The sequence below is a fragment of the Streptomyces sp. NPDC051677 genome (assembly GCF_044453465.1).
In the GTDB taxonomy this organism is placed as follows: domain Bacteria; phylum Actinomycetota; class Actinomycetes; order Streptomycetales; family Streptomycetaceae; genus Streptomyces.
Map to the genome: position 1 here is coordinate 129,789 of NZ_JBITCT010000013.1, position 25,603 is coordinate 155,391.

15 protein-coding genes are annotated in these 25,603 nt (G+C 70.3%); 3 read left to right on the forward strand and 12 right to left on the reverse strand.

Going from position 1 to position 25,603, the window contains the following annotated elements; translation table 11 throughout:
* Window positions 1-5: 5 nt before the first annotated feature.
* Window positions 6-215, forward strand: a complete 210-nt coding sequence (locus ACIBAF_RS17755) for a DUF397 domain-containing protein (protein WP_399464147.1) — start codon at window positions 6-8, stop codon at window positions 213-215.
* Here ACIBAF_RS17755 and ACIBAF_RS17760 read toward each other — a convergent pair.
* Window positions 196-660 carry a hypothetical protein gene (locus ACIBAF_RS17760; protein WP_399464148.1) on the reverse strand — a complete coding sequence of 155 codons (465 nt, stop codon included), beginning with the start codon at window positions 658-660 and terminating at the stop codon, window positions 196-198. The two genes, ACIBAF_RS17755 and ACIBAF_RS17760, sit on opposite strands and share 20 nt — an antisense overlap.
* Window positions 661-1,198: 538 nt before the next feature.
* On the opposite strand from ACIBAF_RS17760, the gene ACIBAF_RS17765 reads away from it, so the two are divergent.
* A complete protein-coding gene (locus tag ACIBAF_RS17765; RefSeq protein ID WP_399464149.1) occupies window positions 1,199-1,888 on the forward strand; it encodes a DUF5050 domain-containing protein in 690 nt (229 codons plus the stop codon).
* A 93-nt stretch (window positions 1,889-1,981) separates the two neighbouring features.
* Here the strand turns inward: ACIBAF_RS17765 and ACIBAF_RS17770 are convergent, their stop codons facing one another.
* Window positions 1,982-8,731 carry an SDR family NAD(P)-dependent oxidoreductase gene (locus ACIBAF_RS17770; RefSeq protein ID WP_399464150.1) on the reverse strand — a complete coding sequence of 2,250 codons (6,750 nt, stop codon included), beginning with the start codon at window positions 8,729-8,731 and terminating at the stop codon, window positions 1,982-1,984.
* A gap of 48 nt (window positions 8,732-8,779) precedes the next feature.
* A complete protein-coding gene (locus ACIBAF_RS17775; protein ID WP_399464151.1) occupies window positions 8,780-10,522 on the reverse strand; it encodes a fatty acyl-AMP ligase in 1,743 nt (580 codons plus the stop codon).
* Between the two features lie 201 nt (window positions 10,523-10,723).
* Here ACIBAF_RS17775 and ACIBAF_RS17780 point away from each other — a divergent pair, with 201 nt between their 5' ends.
* A complete protein-coding gene (locus tag ACIBAF_RS17780) occupies window positions 10,724-12,175 on the forward strand; it encodes an MFS transporter (protein WP_399464152.1) in 1,452 nt (483 codons plus the stop codon).
* Window positions 12,176-12,561: 386 nt separating this feature from the next.
* On the opposite strand, the gene ACIBAF_RS17785 is transcribed toward ACIBAF_RS17780, so the two are convergent.
* The 9 genes from ACIBAF_RS17785 to rsmA form a co-directional block, all read right to left on the reverse strand.
* Window positions 12,562-13,800 carry a glycosyltransferase gene (locus ACIBAF_RS17785; RefSeq protein WP_399464153.1) on the reverse strand — a complete coding sequence of 413 codons (1,239 nt, stop codon included), beginning with the start codon at window positions 13,798-13,800 and terminating at the stop codon, window positions 12,562-12,564.
* Window positions 13,801-13,812: 12 nt separating this feature from the next.
* Window positions 13,813-14,832 (reverse strand): alpha/beta hydrolase, encoded by a 1,020-nt coding sequence (locus ACIBAF_RS17790; protein ID WP_399464154.1) that lies wholly within the window; start codon window positions 14,830-14,832, stop codon window positions 13,813-13,815.
* Between the two features lie 321 nt (window positions 14,833-15,153).
* Window positions 15,154-15,861: a LuxR C-terminal-related transcriptional regulator gene (locus tag ACIBAF_RS17795; RefSeq protein WP_399464155.1), complete on the reverse strand. Its 708-nt coding sequence runs from the start codon at window positions 15,859-15,861 to the stop codon at window positions 15,154-15,156.
* Between the two features lie 273 nt (window positions 15,862-16,134).
* Complete coding sequence (locus ACIBAF_RS17800) at window positions 16,135-18,177, reverse strand: PQQ-binding-like beta-propeller repeat protein (RefSeq protein ID WP_399464156.1); 2,043 nt, start codon at window positions 18,175-18,177, stop codon at window positions 16,135-16,137.
* A 73-nt stretch (window positions 18,178-18,250) separates the two neighbouring features.
* On the reverse strand, window positions 18,251-20,119 hold the full coding sequence (locus ACIBAF_RS17805) for a PQQ-binding-like beta-propeller repeat protein (protein WP_399464157.1): 1,869 nt from the start codon (window positions 20,117-20,119) through the stop codon (window positions 18,251-18,253).
* A 190-nt stretch (window positions 20,120-20,309) separates the two neighbouring features.
* Window positions 20,310-22,118, reverse strand: a complete 1,809-nt coding sequence (locus tag ACIBAF_RS17810; RefSeq protein ID WP_399464158.1) for an ABC-F family ATP-binding cassette domain-containing protein — start codon at window positions 22,116-22,118, stop codon at window positions 20,310-20,312.
* A gap of 337 nt (window positions 22,119-22,455) precedes the next feature.
* A complete protein-coding gene (locus ACIBAF_RS17815; protein WP_399464159.1) occupies window positions 22,456-23,694 on the reverse strand; it encodes a hypothetical protein in 1,239 nt (412 codons plus the stop codon).
* Window positions 23,695-23,770: 76 nt separating this feature from the next.
* Entirely contained in the window at window positions 23,771-24,676 is a 906-nt protein-coding gene (locus tag ACIBAF_RS17820; RefSeq protein WP_399464160.1) for a 4-(cytidine 5'-diphospho)-2-C-methyl-D-erythritol kinase, read from the reverse strand.
* Window positions 24,673-25,548, reverse strand: coding sequence for a 16S rRNA (adenine(1518)-N(6)/adenine(1519)-N(6))-dimethyltransferase RsmA (rsmA, locus tag ACIBAF_RS17825; RefSeq protein WP_399464161.1), 876 nt, complete (start codon window positions 25,546-25,548; stop codon window positions 24,673-24,675). The genes ACIBAF_RS17820 and rsmA overlap by 4 nt, the downstream gene beginning before the upstream one ends.
* Between the last annotated feature and the right edge of the window lie 55 nt (window positions 25,549-25,603).

Below are 25,603 nucleotides of genomic sequence, written 5' to 3' on the forward strand. Positions count from 1 at the left end.
GCCCTATGAACCACGCTCTGCACTGGCAAAAGTCCACCTTCTCCGGCGGCGGCGAGGGCAACACCTGCGTCGAACTCGCCGTCTCCCCCGCCCCCGCCACCCTCCACCTCCGCGAGAGCGACACCCCGGCCGCCCTCCTCACCACCACCCCGACCGCCCTTGCCCACCTCCTGGCAGGCATACGCGCCGGCGAGCTCACCGCGTCCCGAAACTAGCTCGACCCTCGGCGATCTCGCCGCTGCGTGCTGCCGCGACCAGGGCGATCGTCAGCGTTGCGGACCAGGCGAGGAGGTGGATCGACGGCGGGTAGCTCGCGAGGCTGTAGCCGTCTCCGGTCAGGGCCGTGATGGACAGGAGTGCCACCGGGAGGCCTGCGGTGACGCCCGCGAGCAGGCCTCGTAGCAGCGGGCGCGCCAGCAGTCGGCGCGGGACCAGTGCCAGGGCGATGCCGGTCGCAGTGCCCAGCGTGACGCCCACCGCCATGCTGATCAGTACGGCGAACCCGGCCGCAATCAGCAGCGCCCGCGCCGTCCCCTGCTGGCCGCCCGTCAGGAAGACGAACGACGCTATGAGGCACAGGATGGCGCCGATGCCCGCGGGCCAGGCGCCGATGAGGGCGCCGAGGCGTATGCCTCGGGCGACGACCGTGCGGCGTGTCATGAGGGGCCTCCGGTTCTGTCCGCCGAGGCGGGAAGGGGGCCCGCGCGGTCCGGCAGACCCGTGCGCGCCGCGACAGGGGCGTCGGCCGGGGAGGGGCCATGCGGTCCTGGAATCACGTCATCACCCGCGCAATCATCGCACGAGCACAGAGTTCCCGTCAGGCAACGGACGAGAACTCGTGAACCGCCGAGGTCAGAATTCGTTCAAAATGCGATTACAGAGGACTCGGCTTGACACTTGTGAGCACTGAGCGATAGTGGATCTGGGCGACTTTCCGGGCAGTCTTCGTGGCGGACCATCCAGGAGTTACGCGGTGGCCCGTCAAATTCCAACGATCGCCTGGCTGCCTGAGAATGGCGCCGCAGGGATTGGATTTCGGTATCACGCCGAGAGCGGACACCTTTTCACGGAAAGGTTCAGTCGCGTCATCGATCACGCCAATCCAATTCTCTTCAGGACCGCGAAATCAACGCGAAATCAAACGGCAGATCACTGTGAGGAAGCCGGTGATGTGCCGTCGTAGAGTGAGAGGAATTCCATGGACGTCGTTTACTTCCAAGGCACCGACAATCAGCTCTGGCACATCGACGCAAATGGCTCCGACCAGTACAACCTCGGCAACAACACCACCAAGTCGATGCCGTTCGCGGCCGACGGCGTCGTCTACTTCCAAGGCACCGACGACCAACTCTGGGCCATCAACACAGACGGCACCAACCAACACAACCTCGGCAACAACACCACCAAGTCGACACCGTTCGCGGCCGACGGCGTCGTCTACTTCCAAGGCACCGACGACCAACTCTGGGCCATCAACACAGACGGCACCAACCAACACAACCTCGGCAACAACACCACCAAGTCGACACCGTTCGCCGCCGACGGCGTCGTCTACTTCCAAGGCACCGACGACCAACTCTGGGCCATCAACACAGACGGCACCAACCAACACAACCTCGGCAACAACACCACCAAGTCGACACCGTTCGCCGCCGACGGCGTCGTCTACTTCCAAGGCACCGACGACCAACTCTGGGCCATCAACACAGACGGCACCAACCAACACAACCTCGGCAACAACACCACCAAGTCGACACCGTTCGCCGCCGACGGCGTCGTCTACTTCCAAGGCACCGACGACCAACTCTGGGCCATCAACACAGACGGCACCAACCAACACAACCTCGGCGACAACGCGACGGAGTCGACGCCGTTCGCCACCGTTTGATCCCGACAGAGCCCGGCCGGCCTCGTGTCCTCGTGCTGAGTACGGCGTGCTGTGCGGCACGCCGTACTCGCCGGGGCGAGGCCGGTCAGCGGTCTAAGAGGAAGCCGCGAAGCGCTGCCTGAGATGTCGCGCGATGGTGGCGACACTCGGCGGGTCGATGAGGGAGAGGTGGTCGCCCTCGACCGGGACGACTTCGAGAGACGGACACAGGGGCGCCCAGCCGAGGTCGGCTTCCTGCCTCAGGTAGCGCGGGTCGAGCGCCGTGGTGAGCGGTTGCGCCTGCTGGGCGCGGTAGAGGACCACGTGACCGTCGTAGGGGTGGGGCGTGTAGCGCTCGCCCACTCTGGCGTCGATGTAGGAGGTTCGCTGGTGCTCCATGATGCCCGGGCTCATGTCGAGGCCTGCTTCGGACACCAGGCGCATGACCACGTCGATCTGCTGGTCGTCGGGGGTGGCGGCGAGTTCGTCGTAGTCCAGGTCCAGGCGGTGTCCGTACGTCTTCTCGATGTATTCGGCGAACCGGCCGAAGCGTCGCAGCAGCAGGTCGGAAGAGTCCAGGCCCGGAAGAGCGGCGGCCAGGATGGTGTCGATGAGTCCGAGGAAGTCGACGGCTTCGCCGGCGTCCGTCAGCTGTTGCGCCGTCTCGTAGGCCAGGCAGCCGCCGAAGGACCAGCCGAGGAGCCGGTAGGGGCCTTGCGGCTGGATCTCCCTGATGAGGGTGAGGTAGTGCGCGGCCTTCTCCTCCATCGTGCCCACACTGTCCAGCCGTTCCATTCCGTACACGGCCTGGTCAGCGGGCAGCAGTTGAGTGAGGGGCTGATAGACCGAGGTGGGCCCCCCGGCGGGGTGGAAGATGAACAGGGGGGGCTGGGAGGAGCCCGGCAGGGGCGGGCGCAGGGCGTTGACCGGTGACTCACCGGTCGGGTTGACCGTCGGCCGGATCAGTTCCGCGATGGCGGCGACAGTTCGTTGCCCGAGCACGGTCTCGGTGGTGAGGTTCGGGCGGGCGTCCCCCAGGCGGCGGCGGATCGCATCGACGAGTGCTCCCGCCGAGCGCTGGTTCCCGCCTGCCTCGACGAAGTCGGCGTGGACGTCGGCGGGGCGCTCCCGCAGGACTTCCGCCCAGGCGCCGGCCACCAGGCGCTCGGCGGCGTCACGGGGTTGGATCGTGCGCGGCAGCTCGGGCGTCGCCATGCTTGACGATGCCGTGGCGTCCTGGTGTGCGTCCGCCCCTTCCGGTGAGGCCGCCCCGTCTTCCGTGTCACGTCCACGTTCGAGCCCCAGTCCGAGCCCTTCGAGCACGTTCTCACCGATTTCGCGCAGCGTTGCTCCGCGCAGCAGGAGGTCCGAGGGAACTTCGACGGCGAAGTCCTGCCGGGCGGCGTTTCGGATGCGCACCGCCATCAGGGAGTCCAGGCCCAGTTCCGTGAGCGGAACCGCGTCGTTCAGATCGGCCGGACTGAAGCCCATGATGGCCGCTGTACGTCTGACCAGGCGCGAGTACACCGTGTCCGCCGCGGCGTCACCGAGGGCTTCGATCCGAGCGGGGCCGCCCCAGTCCTCCATGGCTGTCGCGCCGATGCGGAGACTGTCCGCGAAGAAGGGGAGGGCGGACAGGCTCGGGAAGGCCTCCAGCAGGCGTTGGGCGTCGAAGTGGACCACGCCGGTGTGCGTGCGGTTGTGGACGACGAGCGCCTGCAGGGCGTCCAGTCCTTCGGGCACCGTGAGGTAGTCCATCGCGAGGGCCCGACGTGTGGGAGCGGCGCCGGCCCCGCTCCAGGGGCCCCAGGCGATCGAGACGGCGGGCCTGCCTTCCGCTCTCCGGCGATGCGCGATCGCGTCCAGCCAAGCGTTGGCGGCTGCGTAGGCGGCTTGCCCAGGGGAGCCGAGAAGCGCGGCCACTGAGCTGTACGACACCCACCAGTCGATGTCGTGGGAGGCGAGGGCGGCCTCGAGGTTGAGCGCGCCGGTCACTTTGGGCCGCAGAACGGTGTCGATGTCGGCGGGCTCGAGGTCGGTGATCATGCGGTCGTGCAGGACTGCGGCGCAGTGGGCGACTCCACGCAGCGTGTGTCCCTCGCTGACGGCTGCCTGCACCAGGCGGGGCGCCACGTCCGGATCGGCGATGTCTCCCTGCACCACGGCGACGGACGTGCCGCGCGCGCGTAGTTCGGCGATGACTCCCTGGCTTTCGGGGGTGGCGGGCCGCCTTCCGTTGAGGACCAGGCGGCCGGCTCCCTGTTCGGCGAGGCGACAGGCCGTTTCCAGGCCGAGGCCGGTGAGGCCGCCGGTGACGAGGTAGGCGCCGTCCCGGCGGGCGAAAGGCACCTCGTACTGCTGCTCCGTCAGATCCGCACGGGCAAGGCGGGCGACCAGACGGGTACCGGCTCTCCAGACCACCTCGTCTTCGGGACTGTTGCCGAGCAGTTCCCGTGCGAGGTCGTCGACGCCCTCGGGCTGGGTGTCGATGTCCACCAGACTCGCCCGCAGGGTGGGTTCCTCGATGGCCAGCGCGCGAACAAGACCGCGCAGGCAGGCCAGGTGCGGCTCACCGGCTTCGCCCGGTGTCGCGGCTCGGGCCTGCACGGTGACGAGCCAGAGCCGGGGCGGTTGCGGTGTGCGAGAGCCGTGGGAGGTGAGGCGTCGTGCAATCTGCGCGGCTCTGTGCAGGGCGGCGGTGGCATCGGCTTCGGTCCGTCCGGTCAGCAGCAGCACCACAGCGCCCGGATCGCCCTGGCCGGTGCTCCTCAGCCAGTCCTCGACCGGCTGCCCGTCGTCCACGGCTCGACCGGCCTGGATCGTCGTCCGCACGCTTCTCGCTTCGAGCGCTGCGCTCAGGGCCGCGGTCAGGGCGCCGTCGCCGTCCGGGAGATCGTCGGCCAGCAGCAGGGCGCTGCCGAGTGGCCCGGGGAGCGGAACGGAGGCCTTCTGCCACTGGATCTCGTAGGCGAGCGCGTGGAGGTGCTGGGGCACCTCGTCGCGTCGGGTCGGACGCAGTTCCAGACCCTGTGCCGTGATCCGTCTCTGTGATCCGACCGCCACGACGTTCCAGCGGGAACCTGGTTCCCCGCCCTCCGCGGCTGTACCGGGCGCCGGTTCGGTGGTCGTCCCAGGGTCCGGGAAGCACTGGACGTCGTAGGTCGAGCCGCCCGAAGCAAGCCCCTGGACGTGCAGGCAGCGCAGAGCGGCCGGGATGATCTCGGCGGAAGCGAAGTCGACGTGGGAGGCGTCGTGCCCGAAGCCGGTGGTGGCGGTTGCGACCGGCGCGTACAGGACTGCCCCGAGGAGCTCTTCATCGGCGGAACGCCGGTTGGGTTCCTTCCCTGCGGTGAACGTCGAATGGCCGACGGCTGAGGGTGGTGGGGTGGAAACGTCGGCGGGTGGCGGAACGGGGTCGGTGTGCAGCCGGGCCGAGGCATGGCAGTGCCATGCGCCGTCTGTGGCACGGGAGTTGACGGTGACCCTCGCGTAAGGGCCGGTCGGCTCCCAGACGATGGTGGCCGGTGTGCTGCCGGACAGGGGGAGCCACCGGTGGATGGCCAGTTCCTCGATGCGAAGGTCGTCGATGCCATCACGTCCGTGGATCTCCTGCGCTGCCGCGATCAGGAGTGCGGCAGCCGCGGCCAGGTCGAGGACGGGGCGGCCGTGGATGCGGCGACGGGGGGCGTGCGCGGTGTCCGTACCGACGTCTGCCTGCCACAGAACGGCTCCCGTGCGGGGGTCGTCGACGCGAAGCCCCAGCAAGGGGTGGAGCGCGACAGGTGACGTGGTGACGGAGCCTCGGCGGCCGAACCAGTGGCGTTCGTGGTGCCAGGCGGGAGTCGGAAGCGCTACCTGCGTGCCCCGGGGCCACACGTGGTCCTCGTCCAACCGCACCCCGGCCAGGTGCAGTCGGGCCAGTGCCGTGCGCAGGTCGACCGCCTCGTCGCGGCGCTTGTGCAGTGTGGGGATGACCTCTGCTTCGGAGTCGTCCTGGGCTGCCTGCAGCGCTTCGCTCAACGGGATGACGGCCACGGCGTGCGGTGAGATCTCCAGGAACAGATCGTGTCCGGCAGCGGCGGCGGCCCGCACGGCCTGTTGCTGGCGTACCGGACTGCGGACATTGGCACACCAGTAGGCGGCGTCCGCATGCACCTCGGCGCCGGGGTCCTCGAGCACGGTGCTGTACCAGGGGACTTCCGGCTTGCGGGGACGTAGCCCACCCAGGGCTTCCCGCAGCTTCGGCACGGCGGTATCCACCGCGGGCGAGTGCGCCGCCGCGCCGATCTCCAAAACCCGGGCGAATCTGCCTTCGGCGGTCAGTTCGTCAACCAGGCGCTGCACGGTGTCGGGCGGCCCGGTGACGGTACATCTGCGGGGTGACGCGTACACGGCGATCTCGATCCCCGGAAATCGCGACAGGACCCGCGCGCGCTCCTGTTCGGACAGTTCCACGGCGGCCATGGCGCCGGCCCGCTCGATGCCGATGGCGGCGAGCTCCGCCGACCGGCGCAGGATGACACGCAGGCCGTCGGCCGGGTCGAGGGCTCCGGCGGTGACGGCGGCGCCGATTTCTCCCATCGAGTGGCCCATGACGGCGGCGGGGTGCACACCGTAGGACTGCAGGGTCCGGGACAGGGCGATCTGCATCCCGAACACCAAGGGCTGGACGCGGTCGACGCCGGCCCAGTACTCGGGCAGGGAGAGCATGTCCGTCAGGGACGCTCCTGCCTGGGCCTCGTACAGGGGGTCCAACTCGCGGACGGCGTCGGCGAACAGGGAGTCCTCTCGCATGAGGCTCAGTCCCATCCCCGGCCATTGGGAGCCGTGCCCGGAGAAGACGAAGACCGGGCGGCGGGTGCCGGACGACCGCCCGGCGGAGTCGTCGGTGCGGGCGGACACGAGGCCGGTGACTTCCTCTCCGCGTGCCAGAGCCGCGAGCCGGCCGGTCGCCTCCTGATGAGTGCGCGCGACGACAGCGGCACACACCGGACCCCTGTGAAAGCGGGCGAGTGTGTGCGAGAGATCCCTGAGTGTGGGCGCACCGTCAGCGGCCAGCCTTCGGGCGAGGCCCTCCGCCGCGTCGCCGATCCGGTCCCCGGACCGGGCCGAGACGATGAGGACATGCGGAGTGCCCGTGTGGTCGTCGTCGGCATCGAGGGCCTGCGGTGGGCGGATCTCTCTGCTCGGGGAGTGCGCGGGCGCCCGTTCGAGAATGACGTGCGCGTTGGTGCCTCCGAAGCCGAAGGCGGATACGCCGGCCCGAGCCGGGCCGTTCCTTCCTTCCGGCCAGGCGACAGGCTCCGTCACGACGCGCAGCCGCAGTCCGGTGAAGTCGATGTGCGGGTTGGGCGTGCGGAAGTGCAGGGTGTGCGGAATCCGGTCGTGATGGAGCGCCAATACCGTCTTGATGAAGCCGACGATGCCGGCGGCGCCTTCCAGATGGCCCAGGTTGCTCTTCACGGAACCGATGAGCAGCGGCTGATCGGCCGCCCTGGCGCCGCCGAGAACGGCGCCCATCGAGCCGGCCTCCATGGGGTCTCCCAGCATGGTGCCGGTGCCGTGTGCCTCGACGTAGTCGATACTGTCGGCTTCCACCTGCGCGTCGCGGAGGGCGCTGCGCAGAAGGTCCTTCTGAGCTGCGGGGTTGGGCGCCATCAGCCCCGCCGAGCGGCCGTCGGAGTTGACCGCCGAGCCCTTGACGATGGCGAGGATCCGGTCGCCGTCGCGCTGTGCGTCGGCCAGTCGCTTCAGGACGACGACCCCGCAGCCCTCGCCCCGGATGATGCCGTTGGCCGCGGCGTCGAACGGTTTGCAGCGGCCGTCCGCCGCCAGCACGCCGGCGTGTTCCAGGGAAGAGGTGACGGTGGGGGACAGAAGAACGTTGACGCCCGCTGCCAGTGCCGTGTCGCACTCGCCGTCGCGCAGGCTCCGGCATGCCTGGTGCACCGCCACCAGCGACGATGAGCAGGCCGTGTCCACGGTCAGGCTCGGACCGTGCAGGTCGAACAGGTACGACAGCCGGTTGGCGACGATGCTTCCCGCGGCTCCGGTGCTGGTCCAGGGGGTGAGTCGGGTGGGGTCCGCCGTGGTCAGATGCCCGTACTCAAGGGCGCTGAGGCCGACGAACACGCCGGTGTCGGTGCCCTCGAGAGTGTGGGCCGGCCGTCCCGCGTGGTCGAGGGCTTCGCAGGCGACTTCCAGCAGGAGGCGCTGTTGTGGGTCCATGACTTCGGCTTCGCGCGGGGTGATGCCGAAGTGGTCCGCGTCGAAGGTCTCGATGTCGTCGAGGAAGGCGCCTTGACGGGGGGTGTGTTCCAGCAGGGCGGCGGCGCCGGGGCCGGTCACGAAGTCCCGCCAGCGTTTGGCCGGGACGTGACCGGTGAGGTCGCTTCCCGCCAGCAGGTGCTGCCACAGCGCGTCCGGTCCGTCAACGCTGCCGGGGAGGCGGCAGCCGATGCCGATGACGGCGATGGGGCAGGCCCGCGGGGGCGTCTCGGCCGCGTTGCGGGCCGGGCGCGCGTCGGCCGCGGCCAGGCGGCTCCCGTGGGACTCGGCCGGGTTTCCCGCGACCGGCTCGGGCCGCTGGACGGTGGCCAGATGCCGTACCAGCCGCTCCACGGTCGGGTTCTCCCACAGCAGCGTGGCCCGCAGCGGCCTGTCCAGTGCCTGTTCCAGGTGTCCGGTGAGCGCGACGGCGGCCCGGGACGTCAGACCGTATTCGGCCAAGGGCCGGGTGTCGTCGAGTTCAGCCGGTGGGATACCGCAGGTCTCGGAGATGAGCCGACGCAGGGTGGCCCGTAGCCCGGCCTCGGTCACCGACTTCTGCCCTGCCGCTACGGCCGGTTCCCTGTCTGGTTCCATCGCTCTCTCCCTGTGTGCACTCTCATGTGGTACGGGTCGATTGCGCGCTCAGGCGTCCGGGATCGTCGGCCAGTCCCCTGCCAGGTACCGTTCGCGGCATGCGCTGCGGGCGACTTTTCCGCTGGTGGTGTGCGGGACCGTGCCGGGTGGCACCAGGACGAAATCGTGGATGGCCACACCGTGGCGCGTGGCGACCGCCGCCCGTACGGCTCGCGTCGCCTCCTCCGCGACGGTGTGCGGATCGCTGACGTCCCGGCCGTGTTCGGCGACGACGACCAGGCTCTCCCCGTCTCCGCCGGCCACGGCGAACGCGGCGATGTGGTGTGGGCGAAGGGCCGGATGCGCGTCCTGGACCGTTGCCTCGATGTCGTGCGGATAATGGTTGGTCCCGTCGATGATCACGAGGTCTTTCAGGCGCCCGGTGATGTAGAGCTGCTTGTCGTGCCACACCCCCAGATCCCCTGTGCGCAGCCAGTACGTGCGCGAGTCGTCGCCGTGCGGCGTCGCGCGGAAGACCGTCTCGCTCTGGTCGGGACGGCGCCAGTAGCCGCGCCCGATGTTGGGGCCGCGCAGCCAGATCTCACCGATGTGGCCGTCTTCCCGGAGCTGGCAGGTCGCGGGATCGGCGATGGCGATCTCCTGGCCGGTGGGCCGCCCGCACGCCACGAGTTCGGTCACGGCCTGGTCGTCGGTGGTGATGACGGTGCGGGCGACTCCCTGCCCGATGGCCTCGCGGTCGAAGGGGGTGACGGTCGGCTCCTCCCCCGTCGGCGAAGCGCTGACGAACACGGTCGCCTCCGCCAGCCCGTAGGAGGGGCGCATGATGGTCCGCATCATGCCGACGGAGGAGAAGGCCGCCTGGAAGCGTTCGAGGGTGCGCGGTCCGATGGGCTCGCTCCCATTGACCATCGCGGCGACCTGTCCCAGGGACAGTTCGGCGCGTTCTTCTGCCGTCACGCGCTGAACGCAGTAGTCGTAGGCGAAGTTGGGGGCGGCGGTGATGGCTCCGGGGTGCAGGCTCAGCAGACGCAGCCAGCGCACCGGCTGCTGGATGAACGCCAGTGAGTCCATGAGGACGGAGGGCATGTGGCCGACGATCGGTAGGGCGATGGCCAGCACGAGTCCCATGTCGTGGTAGAGCGGCAGCCATCCCACGGCGCAGTTGCGGCCTCGTCGGAGGTCATACGCCTCGAGCGCCTGGCGAGCGTTGGCACAGACGTTGGCATGCGTGATCTCCACACCGGTCGGGATGCGGGTGGAGCCTGATGTGTACTGCAGGTAGGCCACGTCGTCGGTCTGGGGGTGGCGCAGTTCGTGGGAGGGCTGTACGGCGGCCTCCGCCAGCTCCTGCTCCGTGATGACACGGCAGCCGGAGGGCACGCCGTGTTTGGCGCAGAAGTCCGTCAGGGCCGTGCGCCCGCCTTCGACGGTCAGCGCGAATGTGGGGGCGGCGTCCTTGAGGATCGCTGCGAGCTTCTCCTCGTGCCCTGGCAGGGACGGGGGGAAAAGGGGAACGGCAATGGCTCCTGCGCAGGCAGCCGCGAGGAATCCCACGACGTATTCAAGGCTTTGCGGGGCCACGATCGCCACTCTCTCGCCCACGGCGCCGAGGTGGCGCAGGCCGGTGGCGAGGCCGCGTACCCGGTCCTCGACCTGCCTCCAGGTCAGTGAGGTGGGTACTCCTGCGATGTCGGTGCTGTGGTCGACGAACGTGAAGGCGGTTTCGTCCGGCGTGAGTGCGGCAACGTGGGCAAGATAGTGGCTGAGTGTGTCTCTGACCGAAGATGGCACTGACTCACCGAACCTTAAGGTAAGTGGGCGAAAGCGGCCCCTCGGCCATGACGGATTGGCTGGAGCCTTTGTCAGGCATAGTGGGCGGCGGACGTACATCACCGATTGCGCTGTTCCGGATGCAAGCAGCGGACAATCAGCTAAACATAGGACTGTCTGCTCTCACTTGTGACACGCCGACAGAGAACGGGGCGGTGCGACATGAGCCGACTGCGCATCCTGAGCGTCGTCGCAACCGTCATTCTCTGCACATTCCTCACGGCTCTCGACAACACCGTGGTGAATGTCGCCCTGCCTCGGATGCGTGCAGAACTCGCCCTGTCCGAAAGCGATGTGAAGTGGGTGGCTACGGGGTATCCACTGGCATTGGCCAGCTTTCTGCTTCTGGGCGGGCAGCTGACCGACACCAGGGGCCGGCGCTGGACCCTGCTGACGGGGCTGACGGTGTTCACCGCCTCCTCCGCGGGCTGTGCGCTGTCGGCCACAGCGGCGATGCTGGTCTGCTTCCGCTGTCTGCAGGGGGCCGGCGCCGCCCTGATCCTGCCCTCCTGCCTGGCCCTGATGTCGCACGAGCTGCCGCGCCGCGTGCGTGCCGCCGGCTTCGCTGCCACAACGGCCACGCTGGCTTCCGCGCTGGCGCTCGGGCCGGTGATCTCCGGTGTCGTAACGCAACATCTGGGGTGGGAATGGCTCTTCGTCATGAATGTTCCCCTGGGGTTCGCCGGCCTTCTCGTCGGCGCTTTGGCCGTATCCGCCTCGTCCCTGCCTGAGAAAGGTTCGCCTGCGCGGAGCCTGGCCGGCCTCCCGTGCCGGCTGATCGCCCTGGCATGCGTCTCCCTGGCAGCGATCGTCTATTGCCTGATCCAGGGGCCGAGCTACGGGTTCACCGACCCACTCGTGGTCATCTCGGGTATCGCTGCCGTGACGGGTGCGCTCACCCTCTGCTGCGGGAAGAAATTCCGCGGCGGTCCGGAGCTGGGAGGACTGTTTCGACAGCGGCCTTTCAAGGGCGGGCTCATTTCCCAGCTCTTGTGGGGCCTCGGAGTGAGCGGCGTGTACTTCTATACCTCTCAGTTCCTGCAGAACGGTTTGCAGCTGAGTCCGACGGAGGCTGGACTGACTTTCACTCCGGTGGCCTCCGCTCTTGTCCTCACGGCTCCGTTCGTCACCGTCCTGGCCAGACGATGGGGGGACGGCCGGGTCTCCGCCGCCGGTCTGCTCCTGGTCGCCCTGGGCCTGCTGCTGGTGGCGCTGGGCAGTGTGTGGGGTGCTCTCGTCGGCCTGCTGCCAGGGCTGGCCTCGGTCGGGGTGGGCTCCGCGCTGGCCATCCCGCTGACGACCCGGGCGCTGGAATCGTCGCCCCGTCACCTGTCCGGCGTCGCAGCCGGCTTGTTCAGCGCCACGCGAGAGATGTCCGGTGTGTTCGGCATCGCGCTCATGGGTGCGGTGGTGACCTTCGTGCAGCACTGGACTCTGTCCGCGGGAACCTCGCACGGCGCGGCTTTCCTGGTGGCGTATCAGGCCGGACTGTGCATCGCCGCGGCGTTGGTCGGAGCGGCGGCGCCGGTCGCGGTGTGGGCTCTGCGTCACCCCCGTGAACCTGCACGAGAAGGCCGCGGCCTGTCGAAGCCGTCGGCGGACGAGAAGGTGTAGGCACGCACGGCAGTGACGCTGCCCGTCCCACCGCCAAACCATGAGGCCGGCTACCGAACGCTCGCCCAGTGCTCCATCCTTCAGGACTCTGCTGAGGTCCTTCAGGGTGGAGGTGTAGGGCATCCTCGCCATAGTGGCCCGGAGGGGCGCGGCACCAGGGCTGGGATCGCCTTGTCGGACGACGGAGTTGTCCGACCTACCGCCGGACGGACGGAAAGTAACGCCTGTGGAAGCCCATGTAAGACCAGCTCCCGCAAGGGAGCGGGCAAGGGCCTGTGAAGCAGGAACCCACGGCGGCACCGCGATGGGGTCCCTCCGGTTCGAGCGAAGCCGAGAGTTGGGGGAGGTGCGGACCGGAATCGTCTGCATTCACGCAGGCGAGGTCCTCAAAGGAGCTGGTTCAGGACGCGACAGGCACGCGCGACGCCGTCCTCGGCCGTCAGGGCACGGCCCAGCCGACGGGCCGCCTCGGCATGGCCGCCGTCCTCGGTGACGGCTCGCAGACGGTCGGCGAGAGCGGAGACGGTGAACTGCCGGAACGGCAAGGGCTTGGGGCCGACTCCGAGGCTGTGCGCCCGAGCGGCCCAGTAGGGCTGGTCGCCGAAGAACGGGCAGCCCAGGGACGGCACTCCGGAACGCAGGGCCGCGGCGGTGGTGCCCGCGCCGCCGTGGTGGATCACCGCAGCCATACGAGGAAAAAGCCAGCTGTGGGAGGTGTCCCCGACCACGAGCACGTCGTCGTCGCTCGTGGTCGGATCCCCGGCCAGTACCCCACGCAGTCCCGCGCACCGCAGTGCGGTTCGTACGACGCGGTCGGTGGCCTCGGGGTCGCTGGATCTCATGCTGCCGAAGCCCACGTACACGGGCGGGGGCCCGGCGTCGAGAAAGTCGAGCAGGCGACGCGGCGGTTCCCACAGGGGCTGTTGGTGGTGCCAGAAACCGGTCAGGTGGACGTTGGGTCCCCAGTCGGCCGGCCGGGGTACGACGACAGGGCTGAACGCACACAACACGGGGGCCCGGCGGACTCGGCGGACAGGGCCGAGCGGGGAGAGGGCGGGAAGACCGAGTCCCTCCCTGCGCCACATGTTGACGAACCGTCGGCACACCAGCCACGACCCCAGGTCGACCGCTTCGAAGCTGAGGCGGTTTCCGGGAGATCCGAGGAAACTCGCGGCCGGCGCGAAGGGGTGCGGGAACTCTCCCGTGGGCTGGCTCGGCTGATAGTGAATGATCGCGTGCGGGACGTTGAGGTACTGGCTCAGGTGGACGCCGAGGAAGCTGAACGTAGGGGCCAGGACGAGATCGGCTCCCTCGGCGCCGGCCTGGGCCGCCGCGAACAGACGAGAGAACAGTGGCCGCAGGATCCGGTTCATGCCGCGAATGAACGTGACCGGGTTACGTCCGCCGGACAGCAGTTTCTGTCCTTGGGACGACTCGATGATCTCGGTGGGATCCACCGGAACCGGGTGGAACTGCAGTCCTGCCGCGGTGATCAGCTCCCGGTAGCGGGGGCTGGCGAGCAGCCGGACGGTATCGCCCTGGCGGGTCAGCGCCCCGCCCAGTGCCAGGCACGGCTGAACGTCCCCACGGGACCCTGCCGCGAACATCACCACTGTTCGGCCCATTGGCTCGCCTCGCTAGTCGAGTTCCTTCATCATGGTGGCCCAGATGCTGTGCAGTTCACGCTGCCAGTAGGGCCAGGAATGCGTCCCGGGCCGGTAGAAGTGCGTCGTGACCTCGACGCCCGCGGAGCGGAGCGAACCGGCGAATTTCTTCACCGACTCCGAGGACAGCGCCATTTCACCCACCGCGCCCGCCAGGATCACACCGATCGAATGACCGGTGTCCAGCGGTCCGGGCTCCCCGCTTCCCATGGACAGGTGAACCTTCGTTCCACGGAAGGCGCGTGGCATGGCGGCCGGGTTGTGGGCCTGCCAGTTGCCGCGTTGTGCCGTCGGGTCGCCCCAGACGTCCTTGACGTCGGTGCCGTCCTGCTTGGAGCTCAAGTCGATGAAGAGCCGCACCGCGGGGTCGTTGAGGTCGACGTATGTGCTCAGGGCGGCCGTGTACCGGAACATTCCCGGGTGACGCGCCGCGTAGTTGAGCGCGCCGAAGCCCCCCATCGATAGGCCCATGACGGCCCTGGAGGAGTTGGCGCGGAAACTCTTCTCCATGAGCCGGACCAGTTCGGTGGTGTGGAAGGTCTCCCAGCGGGGCGTGCCGGCGTACCAGTCGGAGTAGTAGCCGTGCTTCCCGCCGTCGGGCATCACGACAATGACGTCGGAGTTCTTCGCCAGTGCCTCGACGTCCGTCTCGCGCGTCCAGGAGGTGTAGTCGTCGGCCCCGCCGTGCAGCATGTAGAGCACGGGGAACCTGCGTTTCTTGTCGCTGCCCCAACTCCTGGGGAGGATGACGCGGACCGGCACAGACCTTCCCATGGCCGGTGACTGGACGGTCAGGTCCAGGGTCCGGGCGTCGAGTCTTCTGACAGCTGCGATCCGGCCCTCGGTGGCGGCCGACCCGGATGCGCGGTCGGCGCCGTGTGCGGCCGCAGCCGTCCCGGCGCCGTACAGCGGTGTGAGCAGCAGGAGGCAGGCCAGAAGTGAGCAGCCGACGAGTCGTGTCCGGCCGGCGGGCAACGTGCGGGCGGATGGCATGGGCTGTGGGACTCCTTGGGGTGGGTGAAACCCGGAAAGGGACGCGGCACTGCTGCAGCCACGAGGACTCGGCCCGATTCCACGCACTGTCGGCCCAGGCGTGCCGTCAAGCAGGCAGTCGGCCAGGACAGGCGTTTCGTCCGACCGCGCGAGAGGGCGGCGACGGTACTCTCCACCACGGCAGACATTTGCCTACAAGGCGGACATTCACGGGGTAGACCATGCCGAAATGCGCCCGTCGAGCACCAGTCGACACACCGGTTTCCGGGGGAAATGATCAGCTCGGTGACGTCACGCCGGGTGCCAGGGCATGCCGGGGGATCAGGATTGCGACCCCACGTCCGTGTGCCGAGGAGAATGCGGAAGGGGCCCCGCACGGTCCAGCAGACCCGTCCGGGCTGCCAGTGCCGCCGCCTCCAGGCGGGAGCCCACGCCCAGTTTCATCAGGACGCGTTGGACGTGGGTGCGGGCCGTGGAGGGGGCGATGCCCATGCCGGCGGCGATCAGGCGGGTGTCCTCGCCGTCCGCGACGCGGACCAGGACCTCCACCTCCCTGGGGGTGAGCATCTGGAGGAGGCGCTGGCCCTCGTCGTCGGGCTGGGCCGCCGGGTTGAGGAGTTCACTGAACGCGCCTTGCAGCAGTTGGGGAGCCACCGCCGCCTCGCCCGACCGCGCCTTCATGATGGCGCGTTCCACGCCCTCTATCCGTTCGTCATGGCGTACGTAGCCGGAGGCGCCCGCCGCGAAGGCCGCCGCGATGCCGCGCGGGTTCGGCACCGGCCCGAGGACCAGGACCGCGACCTGCGGGCGCTCCCGCTTGATGCGGACGATCGGGTCGAAGATGCCCGGCTCGGCCGGGGTCGCGGTGCCCAGCAGGCACACCTCCGGGGCGCGGGTGATCACCAGCTCGGCCGCGCCCGCGGCCGGCGCCGCCGCGGCGAGCACCCGGTGCCCCCGCAGCTTGAGTGCCGAGGCCAGCGCCTCGGCGAGCAGTCGGTGGTCGTCGACCACCATCAGCCGCACTCCCATCGAGCAACCCCCCAGTCCCTGCATGGATGCCCACACGGACCCACACGGACCAACCCGGACCTAGCCGGACCAAAAGCCGGACCGACAAAGGGGTGCCCCCCGGCACCCCGTTCTTCATGCCCCCGGAAGCTACACGCTTGTTCGACGTTGCGCTCCCCCTACCGGTGAGAAGTGCCCCGGATCGCCGAAATTCCTCGCATTCGAGGGTCATGGGCGGTACGTGCACGGCCCCGCCCCTGAGCAGGGACGGGGCCGTCACGGCGATTAAGACGATCAGCTGCCCGCGCCGCCGAACGCGACCGCCAGGTACTGCGGGTCGCCGCCCGAGGTCGCGCCGTCGTCGGCGTACACCTCCGACATGAACAGGCGTCCCTTGGCGAAGAGGACCTCGGAGTACTCCGGGGACATGCTGGTCTCCAGGTCGTGCACCGAGTCCGTGGCCGGGTTCACCATCAGCTTGGTCTCCTTGAAGGAGCCGCCGTCGATGCTGACGACCTCGCCGCCCTTGTCGTACGGCGGCCGCTTGTACGCGATCAGGTTGGCGCCGTCCATGCGCAGCGGGTAGATCGTGTAGCCGTCGCCGGCGTCGGCGCGCTGGCCGGTCTGCTTGCCGGTGGTCAGGTCGAAGGCGATGACCTCGTTGGTGCGGCTGTAGTCGCCGCCGCCGTCGTGCTCCTCGGTCGGGATGTAGATCTTGTCGTTGCCGACGGCCAGTCCGATGCAGGCCTCGATCCTGGTGATGCCTTCGCAGTCGGCCGCGTAGTCGTCGCCCGGCACGGAGATACGGGTGCGCAGCTTGCCGGTCTTGTTGTCGATGGAGAAGAGGTCCGAGATGCCGCTGCCGTCACCGGCGCTGTCGCCGACGTCGGCGGCCACCACCAGGGGGTCGGTCGACACGACGGACGCGTATTCGATGCCCGTGGCGAGCTTGTACTCGGAGAGCACCTTCCCGGAGGCCGGGTCGATGGTCTGGATGCCCAGCTGGGGGTTGTCGTAGCTGCCGCACTTGCGCACCGCCACCAGCTTCGGGCCGCCGCCGTAGCCGGCGTCGTAGCAGGTGTCGGCCGGCTTCGGCGACCACAGCACCTTGCCGGAGTCGATGTCGAAGGCGGCGCCGCCGTCGGTGCTGCCCAGGGCGACTGTGTTCGCGCTGACCGTGACATTGTCGAAGTCGACGGCGTAGTCGCCGGACGTGACCGTCTTCTTCCACAGCTGCTTGCCCGCGGCGAGGTCGATCGCCGCGATCTGGTCGCAGCGGGCGGTCTCGGCGCTGCTCGCCTGGAAGACGATCGCCGTGCGGTAGTCGTCGGTGGCGAACTTGCTGGCCTCGCACACCGGGCCGGGCAGCTTCACCGACCACAGCTTCGTGCCCTTGTCGAGGTCGTAGCCGCCGATCTCGCTGGCGCCGGTCTTCACATACGCCTTGTCGGTCACCCAGGAGCCCCGGACGCCGACGTGGGCGTCCTTCTTGATCGCGGGCATCGGGACCTTGAAGAGGACGTCGGAGGCGGGGTTGGCGGGCGCCTTCTCGCTGCCGCCGGAGGACGTTCCGCCCGTGCCGCCGGCGCCGCCCGAATCGCCCTTGTCGCCGCCGCCGGTCGGACCGGCGGTGCTCTTCTCCTTGTCCTTGCCGCTGTCACCGGACTGCGAGTACCAGACCCCGCCGCCGATGATCAGCGCGACCGCGACGACGGCGGCCACGATGATCGCCATCTGCGCGTTGAACTTCTTGCCGACCCCGCCGTCACCGGGCTGGGGCTGCATGGGGACGGTGGGCGGCGCGGGGTAGCCGTACCCCGGCTGGGGGGACGGGTATCCCGGCTGACCCGGCTGGCCGGGCTGCCCCGGGTAGCCGTATCCGGGCTGCTGACCGTACGGGGCGCTCGGCTGACCGTAGGGGCCCGGCTGCTGGGGCGGCTGGCCGTACGCGGCGGGAGCGCCGGGCACGGGGGCGCCCGGCTGGGCCGGGTAGCCGTAGCCGGGAGCGGCGGCCGGGGGCTGCGGAGGGGCGGTCGGCCGGCCCGGCGCCTGCGGGTAGCCGTAGCCCGGCTGGGGCTGCGGAGGACCGGTCGGGGCCGGGCCTGCCGGCGGCGGAGGCGTCTGCGGCGCCTGACCCGGGGCCTGGGGCGCCTGGGGCGCCTGGGGGTAGCCGTAGCCCGGCTCCGGGGCCTTTGCCAGGTTCGGGGCGGGGGGCTGCGGCGGGGCGTCCTGCGGGACGGCGTCCTGCGGCGGCGGGGGCGGGCCGAAACCGCCCTGCTGCGGCTGCTGAGGCTGCTGCGGGGGCTGGTTCGGGGGCGGGGGCGGCGGCTGGGTCATGGTGTGGGTACCTCGGGAGGGCGACGGACGACGGACGAGGAGCGACAGGGTGTCGAGAAGGTGGCAGGCCGCCTCACTTGCCGTAGGCGAGCATCAGCTTCTCCTTGTCGTCGTCGTTGCCCGTCAGCCGGGTCGAGGAGAGGTAGAAGCGTCCGTCGACCCAGTCGACGTCGCGTGAGTAGAAGCCGTCCTCGATGTCGGCCGTGCTCTCGGGCAGTTGCATCAGCGTCTTCGGCGTGTGGGCGGCGCCGGCCGTCGGGATGCCCACCACCCGGCCGGCCGCGTCGTACGACGGCTCGACGTAGGCGACCAGGTTGCCGCCCTCGACCTTCACCGGCACCATCGCCTCGTCGGTCGGGGACTTCACGCGCCACTTCTCCTTGCCGGTGGAGAGGTCGATCGCGACGATCTCGTTGGGGCCGCTCTTCGCCTCGGTCGGCAGGTACAGCGTGTTGGCGTCGGCGGCCGTGCCCTCACAGCCCGTCAGGTTGCGCTGCAGGAAACCGCCGTCGCACTCGGGGGCGAAGTCCTCGTCGAAGCCGACCTGCGAGCGGTACGTGCCGTCCGGCTTGAACGTCGCGATGTTCCAGGTGTTCTTGTCCTCGTTGGTGCTGTAGACGACCAACGGGTCCACGGAGTACGTCTTCGAGACCGTCCAGCCCTTGTCGAACTTCTGGGTCCACTTGACCTTGCCGGTCGCCGGGTCCAGTTCCTGGATCTCGTCGTGCTCGTTCGCCTCGGTCGCGTCACAGGACGCCACCGCGAACAGCTTGGCGCCGCCCGCGAACGCCGACGGGAAGCACGCGTCGCCGTACTTCTGCTTGTCGTACAGCTTCTTGCCGGTGCGCACGTCGTACGCCGTCCCGGACTGCGAGCGGCCCACCATCAGCGTGTTGCCCGTGAGGGACAGCTCGATGTCGATCGCGCTGTCGAACAGCGCGCCGTCCGCGACGACCCCGGTCCAGCCCTTGGCGCCGGTCCTGAGGTCGATCTGCTGGAGCTGGTTGCACTTGGCGCGGTCGCTGGTGCCGCTCATGTACGCGACGACGACCTTGTCGTCCGCCGTCTTCTGCGGGGTGACCGCGCAGATCTTCTGCGGGAAGCTGATGGTGGCCCAGGTCGGCCTGCCGTCGCCCACGTTGTACGCGACGACGTCCTTGTACGCCGCTTTCACGGCCGCCTTGGAGGTGATCCACATGCCGGGGGCGTCGGCGCCGGAGGCGGGCGCGTCGGGCGCCTCCTTGTACCAGAGCACCTTCGCCTCGCCGGCCTTGCGGCCCGCGTTGAAGTCCTCGCCGTCCTTGCCGCCGTCGCCGCTGCCGTCACCGGGGTTGACCGGGCCGCCGCTGGACGTCGCCGTGGCCTTGTCGTCGCCGCTCGGTCCGGCGACCGGCTTCTTGTCGCCCTTGTCGTCGCCGCTCGTGACCGCGAACACCAGACCGCCGATCACCAGCAGCGCCGCCACCGCGGCCCCGACGACCAGCGCGGGCCGCCCCTTGAAGGGGTTGCGGCCGCCCGGGGGCGGGGTGCCGGGGGCGCCGGGAGCGCCCGGGAACTGGGGCGGCTGGGCCGGGTAGCCGTAGCCGGGCTGCTGACCGTAGGGGCCGCTCGGCTGGCCGTACGGACCCTGCTGCTGGCCGTACGGGCCGGGCTGCTGCCCGTAGGCGCCGGGCTGCTGCCCGTAGGGGCCGGGCTGGCCATAAGGCCCTGCCTGGCCTGCCTGGCCCGGCTGTTGCGGGTAGCCGTAGCCGGGCTGCGCCGGCTGCTGGGCGGGCGGGCCCGGGGGCGCCTGGGGCGCTTGAGGTGGCTGGGGCGGCATCTGGGGTGCGCCGAAGCCGCCTTGCTGCGCCTGCTGGTGCGGCTGCGGCGGCTGCTGGTGCGGTGGGTCCTGCGGTGCTCCGAAACCACCCTGCTGCGGCGGCTGATTGGGCGGCTGAGCCATCAGCGTGTTCCCCCTATGTCACTGATTTTTAGCCACGCCCCCAGGTCAGTGACCACCCGGAGCCGTCTTCAGAGAGTTCTCAGACGGCTCTTTCTATCACCCGTGTCTGACAGCTCCTGGGGCCGATCCGCCCCTGTTCCCAAGGGAGGACCGGCCTGTGATGCCGTCGTTATGCGCCTTCACGCACCCTTCACGCGTCCTCGGCGAGTTCCAGCCACCGCAGCTCCAGTTCCTCGCGCTCGCCGGCCAACTCGCGCAGCTCGGCGTCGAGTTTGGCGACCTTCTCGAAGTCGGTGGCGTTGTCGGCGATCTGGGTGTGCAGCCGGGCCTCCTTCTCGGTGACCTTGTCCAACTGCCGCTCGATCTTCTGGAGTTCCTTCTTGGCGGCGCGCTGGTCGGCGGCGCTCTTCTCCGACGCGGGCTTCTGCGCGACCGCGGGGGCGGCAGCGGCCGCCGCGGCCTCCTCCATGCGCAGCCGGCGCTCGATGTACTCGTCGATGCCGCGCGGGAGCATCCGCAGGGTGGTGTCGCCGAGGAGCGCGAAGACGCGGTCCGTGGTGCGCTCGACGAAGAAGCGGTCGTGGGAGATGACGATCATCGAGCCGGGCCAGCCGTCGAGGAGGTCCTCCAGCTGGGTGAGGGTCTCGATGTCGAGGTCGTTGGTGGGCTCGTCGAGGAAGAGGACGTTGGGCTCGTCCATCAGGAGGCGCAGGATCTGCAGGCGGCGGCGCTCACCGCCGGACAGGTCACCGACCGGCGTCCACTGCTTGTCCTTGTTGAAGCCGAACGTCTCGCACAGCTGGCCGGCGGTCAGCTCGCGGCCCTTGCCGAGGTCGACGCGCTCGCGCACCTGCTGGACGGCCTCCAGGACGCGCAGGGCGGGGTCGAGTTCGCCGACCTCCTGGGAGAGGTAGGCGAGCTTGACCGTCTTGCCGACGGCGACCTTGCCGGCCGCGGGCTGCTTCTCGCCCTCGCTGCGCGCGGCGTCGGCCAGGGCGCGCAGCAGGGACGTCTTGCCGGCGCCGTTGACGCCGACGAGGCCGATGCGGTCGCCGGGGCCGAGGTGCCAGGTGATGTGCTTGAGCAGCACCTTGGGGCCGGCCTGGACGGTGACGTCCTCGAGGTCGAAGACCGTCCTGCCGAGCCGGGACGACGCGAACTTCATCAGCTCGCTGCTGTCGCGGGGCGGCGGCACGTCCTTGATCAGCTCGTTGGCGGCCTCGACGCGGAAGCGCGGCTTCGACGTCCGCGCGGGCGCGCCGCGGCGCAGCCAGGCCAGCTCCTTGCGGACCAGGTTCTGCCGCTTGGTCTCCTCCGTCGCGGCGATGCGCTCACGCTCCGCGCGCGCGAAGACGTAGTCGGAGTAGCCGCCCTCGTACTCGTGGACGGCGCCGCGCTGGACGTCCCACATGCGCGTGCAGACCTGGTCGAGGAACCAGCGGTCGTGGGTGACGCAGACGAGCGCGGAGCGACGCTCGCGCAGGTGCCGGGCGAGCCAGGAGATGCCCTCGACGTCGAGGTGGTTCGTCGGCTCGTCGAGCACGATGAGGTCCTGCTCCTCGATGAGGAGCTTCGCGAGCGCGATACGGCGACGCTCGCCACCGGAGAGCGGGCCGATGACGGTGTCCAGGCCCTGCGGGAAGCCGGGCAGGTCGAGCCCGCCGAAGAGACCGGTCAGCACGTCGCGGATCTTGGCGTTGCCCGCCCACTCGTGGTCGGCCAGGTCGCGGATGACCTCGTGCCTGACGGTCGCGGCGGGGTCGAGGGAGTCGTGCTGCGTGAGCACGCCCATGCGCAGCCCGCCGGAGTGCGTGACCCGCCCGGTGTCGGCCTCCTCCAGCCTGGCGAGCATCCGGATCAGCGTGGTCTTCCCGTCGCCGTTACGGCCGACGACTCCGATCCGGTCCCCTTCGGACACGCCGAGCGAGATGCCGTCAAGGAGCGCACGGGTCCCGTACACCTTGCTGACGTTCTCGACATTGACCAGATTGACGGCCATTTCTCTCCTGCCCGGGGGGATCGATCGACCCTCCAGGGTAGTCCGGACGGGCGCATCGCCTTTCAGGCGTTCACTGACAGGGACCGGTCACGGCATTTCGGCCCGTCCGGCTGACGTACACGTCGCAGGCGCGCGGGGCCGGAGTGCCGTGCGCGGAGGGGGCCTGCAGTGTCCGGAAGGGCGCGCGTAACCATCGTGCGCGCCGCTCAGGAACGGCGCGCGCGCGAGCTGCTCACGCCCCCTGGGTCTCGGCGGGCTGCCGGGCGGCTCACGCCGGACGGCGGCCGGGTGCACGCACGGGCGGGCAGCTCCTCGCGCACGCCCGGCTCACGCCGGTCTATGCGTCGCCCTCCTCGTACGCCCACATCGCCCGCACCAGGCTTGAATCCGGCCATCCGTCGGGATCGAGGGGGCGCAGCCGCCGCTCGGCCTCCACACAGCGCGGATCACCGCGCCTCGCGAGGCCGTAGGCGGCGTGCACGCGGGTGTCCCGCAGTTCGTCGTCGAGGAGTGCGGCCAGTACGTCGGTGACGCCGGGCGCCTCCGCGCGGCAGGACGCCAGCCAGTACGCCGCCCGTTCGCGGACCCCGGCGTCGGGATCGCGCGCGAGCGCGTACAGGGCGTCGAGCTTCTCCGCCGGGACGCGCTCGGCTTCCCTCCTCAGGGTCTCGGCCACCTCCAGACGCACCCGCGGATCGGGATGCCCGACGTACGACAGACCGACGGCGTCGATCTCGTCGGCCCGGGCGCCGTCCACGCCGTCCCCGTCGGCCTCGCTCAGCCCGGACAGCACCACGGCGAGCACCGCCGGGTCCCGTTCCTCCACCGCCCAGGGGAGGAACACCTCGGTCGCGGGCTTGTCGACGACGGTACCCGGCCGTGCGAAGAGACCGCCGAGCCCGATGACGAGGCACCGCAGCACGTCCGCGGCGAAGAGACGGCAGAGCCGGTCGGGGCAGTCGCGCAGCGCCTCGGCCGCGGTCCAGGTCTCGTCGTCCTGACGGGTGGACAGGTGGACGACGACGTCGGTCCAGACGGCGTGGTCCCGGTCCGGGCGGGTGAGCGCCCGCGCGAGGAGCTCGTCGAACGGCGTGCGAATGCGGAAGCGTTCCTCCAGGGCGGTGAGGACGCCGAGGTGGCCGTCCCACACGGTCTGGCCGGCGAGCGTGTACCGCTCGTGGTGGCAGCTCCAGTCGTCGACCCGCACGGTGCGCCGCTCGACCGGGCCTGCCGCTCCCGTCCGGCGGCGCAGCTCGGCCTCGATGTCGGCGTCGGCCCAGTGTCGGGCGCGGGCCAGGAGAGCGGCGCGGGCGTCGGCGTCGAGGCGTACGGGCTCGGGGAGCAGCCTGGCAGTCATCCAGGAGCAGCCGCTGTCCACGGCCCGGGTCAGCGGGGTGTCGCCGCCGGGGAGGCCGGGGTCGCCGCCGGGCACACCGTCCAGTGGGCGCAGGGGGTCGGCGCCGGCGTTGAGGAGCTCCTCGGCGAGGGTCTCGTCGTATGCGGCGACGGCGAGGCAGAGCGGTGGGACTGCGTCGGTCGGGTCGGCGCCGTCGGCATCCGCCCCGCCGCCCGACAAGTCCCGTACGCCCCGGTGACCGCCCCCGGGGGCTTCGCCCCCAGACCCCCGACCCATGCCTACCCCCGACCCATGCCTACCGCCGGCCCTCGACAACCGTCGCGCCCGGTGCCGGTCCTGACGCTGTGCGGACGCTTTTGCAGGTGGCCGAGGTGCGTAGGGTCGCTGCGATTTCTGCTGCCGAGGCGGGGTCGCGGGCCAGGTGGGCCGTGGTGGGGCCCGAGCCCGAGACCAGGGTGGCGAGGGCGCCTGCCGTGCGGCCCGCGGCGAGGGTGTCCGCCAGCTCGGGGAAGAGGGACAGCGCGGCGGGCTGGAGATCGTTGGAGAGGGTGGCCGCGAGCGCGTCGGGGTCGCCCTTGGCGAGGGCGGCCAGGAGGTCGCGTGAAGCGAGCGGTTCCGGGACGCCGCGGCCCTCCGCGAGGCGGTCGAACTCGCGGAACACCGCCGGGGTCGACAGCCCCCGCTCGGCCATCGCGAACACCCAGTGGAACGTGCCGCCGACCTCCAGGGCCGTCAGCTTCTCGCCCCGCCCGGTGCCGAGGGCCGCACCGCCGACCAGGCTGAAGGGCACGTCGCTGCCCAACTCGGCGCAGATGTCGAGGAGTTCGTCACGGGACGCGCCCGTGCCCCACAGCGCGTCGCAGGCCAGCAGCGCGCCCGCGCCGTCCGCACTGCCGCCCGCCATGCCCCCGGCGACGGGGATGTCCTTGACGATGTGGATGTGCACGGCGGCATCGCGGCCGTGGCGCTCGGCGAGAGCGATCGCCGCCTTCGCCGCGAGGTTGCTGCGGTCCAGGGGGACCTGGTCCGCGTCCGGGCCCTCGCAGGTGACGCGCAGTTCGTCGGCCGGGGTCACCGTGACCTCGTCGTACAGACCGACCGCCAGGAAGACGTTCGCCAGGTCGTGGAAGCCGTCCGCCCGCGCGGCGCCCACCGCGAGCTGCACGTTGACCTTGGCCGGCACCCGCACGGTGACGCTCACTTCTGCCCCGACTCCTTGTTCTCGGCGATCCTCGCGAACTCCTCGACCGTGATGGCCTCTCCGCGTGCCTGGGGCGGGACGCCGGCCGCGACGAGGGCCGCCTCCGCCTGCGCCGCGGAGCCCGCCCAGCCGGCGAGCGCGGCCCGCAGGGTCTTGCGGCGCTGGGCGAACGCCGCGTCGACGACGGCGAAGACCTCGCGCCGCGATGCCGTCGTCCTGATCGGCTCGCTCCGGCGGACGAGCGAGACCAGTCCGCTGTCGACGTTCGGCGCGGGCCAGAACACGTTGCGGCCGATGGCGCCGGCCCGCTTGACCTCGGCGTACCAGTTGGCCTTGACGGAGGGAACGCCGTACACCTTCGAGCCGGGGCCGGCGGCGAGCCGGTCGGCGACCTCCGACTGGACCATGACGAGGGTGCGCTCGATGCTCGGGAACGTCTCCAGCATGTGCAGCAGCACGGGCACGGCCACGTTGTACGGCAGGTTCGCGACCAGTGCGGTGGGGGCGGGGCCGGGCAGCTCGGTCACGTGCATGGCGTCGGAGTGCACCAGCGCGAAGCGGTCCGCGCGAGCCGGCATGCGGGCCGCGATCGTCGCGGGGAGGGCGCCGGCGAGGACGTCGTCGATCTCGACGGCGGTGACCCGGTCGGCGGCCTCCAGCAGGGCGAGGGTGAGAGAGCCGAGGCCCGGGCCGACCTCGACGACGACGTCGTCGGGCCGGACCCCCGCGGTGCGGACGATGCGGCGGACCGTGTTCGCGTCGATCACGAAGTTCTGGCCGCGCTGTTTGGTGGGACGCACGCCGAGGACCGCCGCCAGCTCACGGATGTCGGCGGGGCCCAGGAGGGCGTCGGGGGCGGGGCTGGTACTCACGGGACAAGGGTACGGGGAGGCGCCGACACCGCCCGCCGCCGCACCTCACCCCCCG

Excerpts from the sequence above, each read along its gene's own strand:
- ACIBAF_RS17755 (WP_399464147.1), top strand. The coding sequence starts at position 6 with ATGAACCACGCTCTGCACTGGCAAAAGTCCACCTTCTCCGGCGGCGGC.
- ACIBAF_RS17760 (WP_399464148.1), bottom strand. The coding sequence starts at position 660 with ATGACACGCCGCACGGTCGTCGCCCGAGGCATACGCCTCGGCGCCCTC.
- ACIBAF_RS17765 (WP_399464149.1), top strand. The coding sequence starts at position 1,199 with ATGGACGTCGTTTACTTCCAAGGCACCGACAATCAGCTCTGGCACATC.
- ACIBAF_RS17770 (WP_399464150.1), bottom strand. The coding sequence starts at position 8,731 with ATGGAACCAGACAGGGAACCGGCCGTAGCGGCAGGGCAGAAGTCGGTG.
- ACIBAF_RS17780 (WP_399464152.1), top strand. The coding sequence starts at position 10,724 with ATGAGCCGACTGCGCATCCTGAGCGTCGTCGCAACCGTCATTCTCTGC.
- ACIBAF_RS17785 (WP_399464153.1), bottom strand. The coding sequence starts at position 13,800 with ATGGGCCGAACAGTGGTGATGTTCGCGGCAGGGTCCCGTGGGGACGTT.
- ACIBAF_RS17790 (WP_399464154.1), bottom strand. The coding sequence starts at position 14,832 with ATGCCATCCGCCCGCACGTTGCCCGCCGGCCGGACACGACTCGTCGGC.
- ACIBAF_RS17795 (WP_399464155.1), bottom strand. The coding sequence starts at position 15,861 with ATGGGAGTGCGGCTGATGGTGGTCGACGACCACCGACTGCTCGCCGAG.
- ACIBAF_RS17800 (WP_399464156.1), bottom strand. The coding sequence starts at position 18,177 with ATGACCCAGCCGCCGCCCCCGCCCCCGAACCAGCCCCCGCAGCAGCCT.
- ACIBAF_RS17805 (WP_399464157.1), bottom strand. The coding sequence starts at position 20,119 with ATGGCTCAGCCGCCCAATCAGCCGCCGCAGCAGGGTGGTTTCGGAGCA.
- ACIBAF_RS17810 (WP_399464158.1), bottom strand. The coding sequence starts at position 22,118 with ATGGCCGTCAATCTGGTCAATGTCGAGAACGTCAGCAAGGTGTACGGG.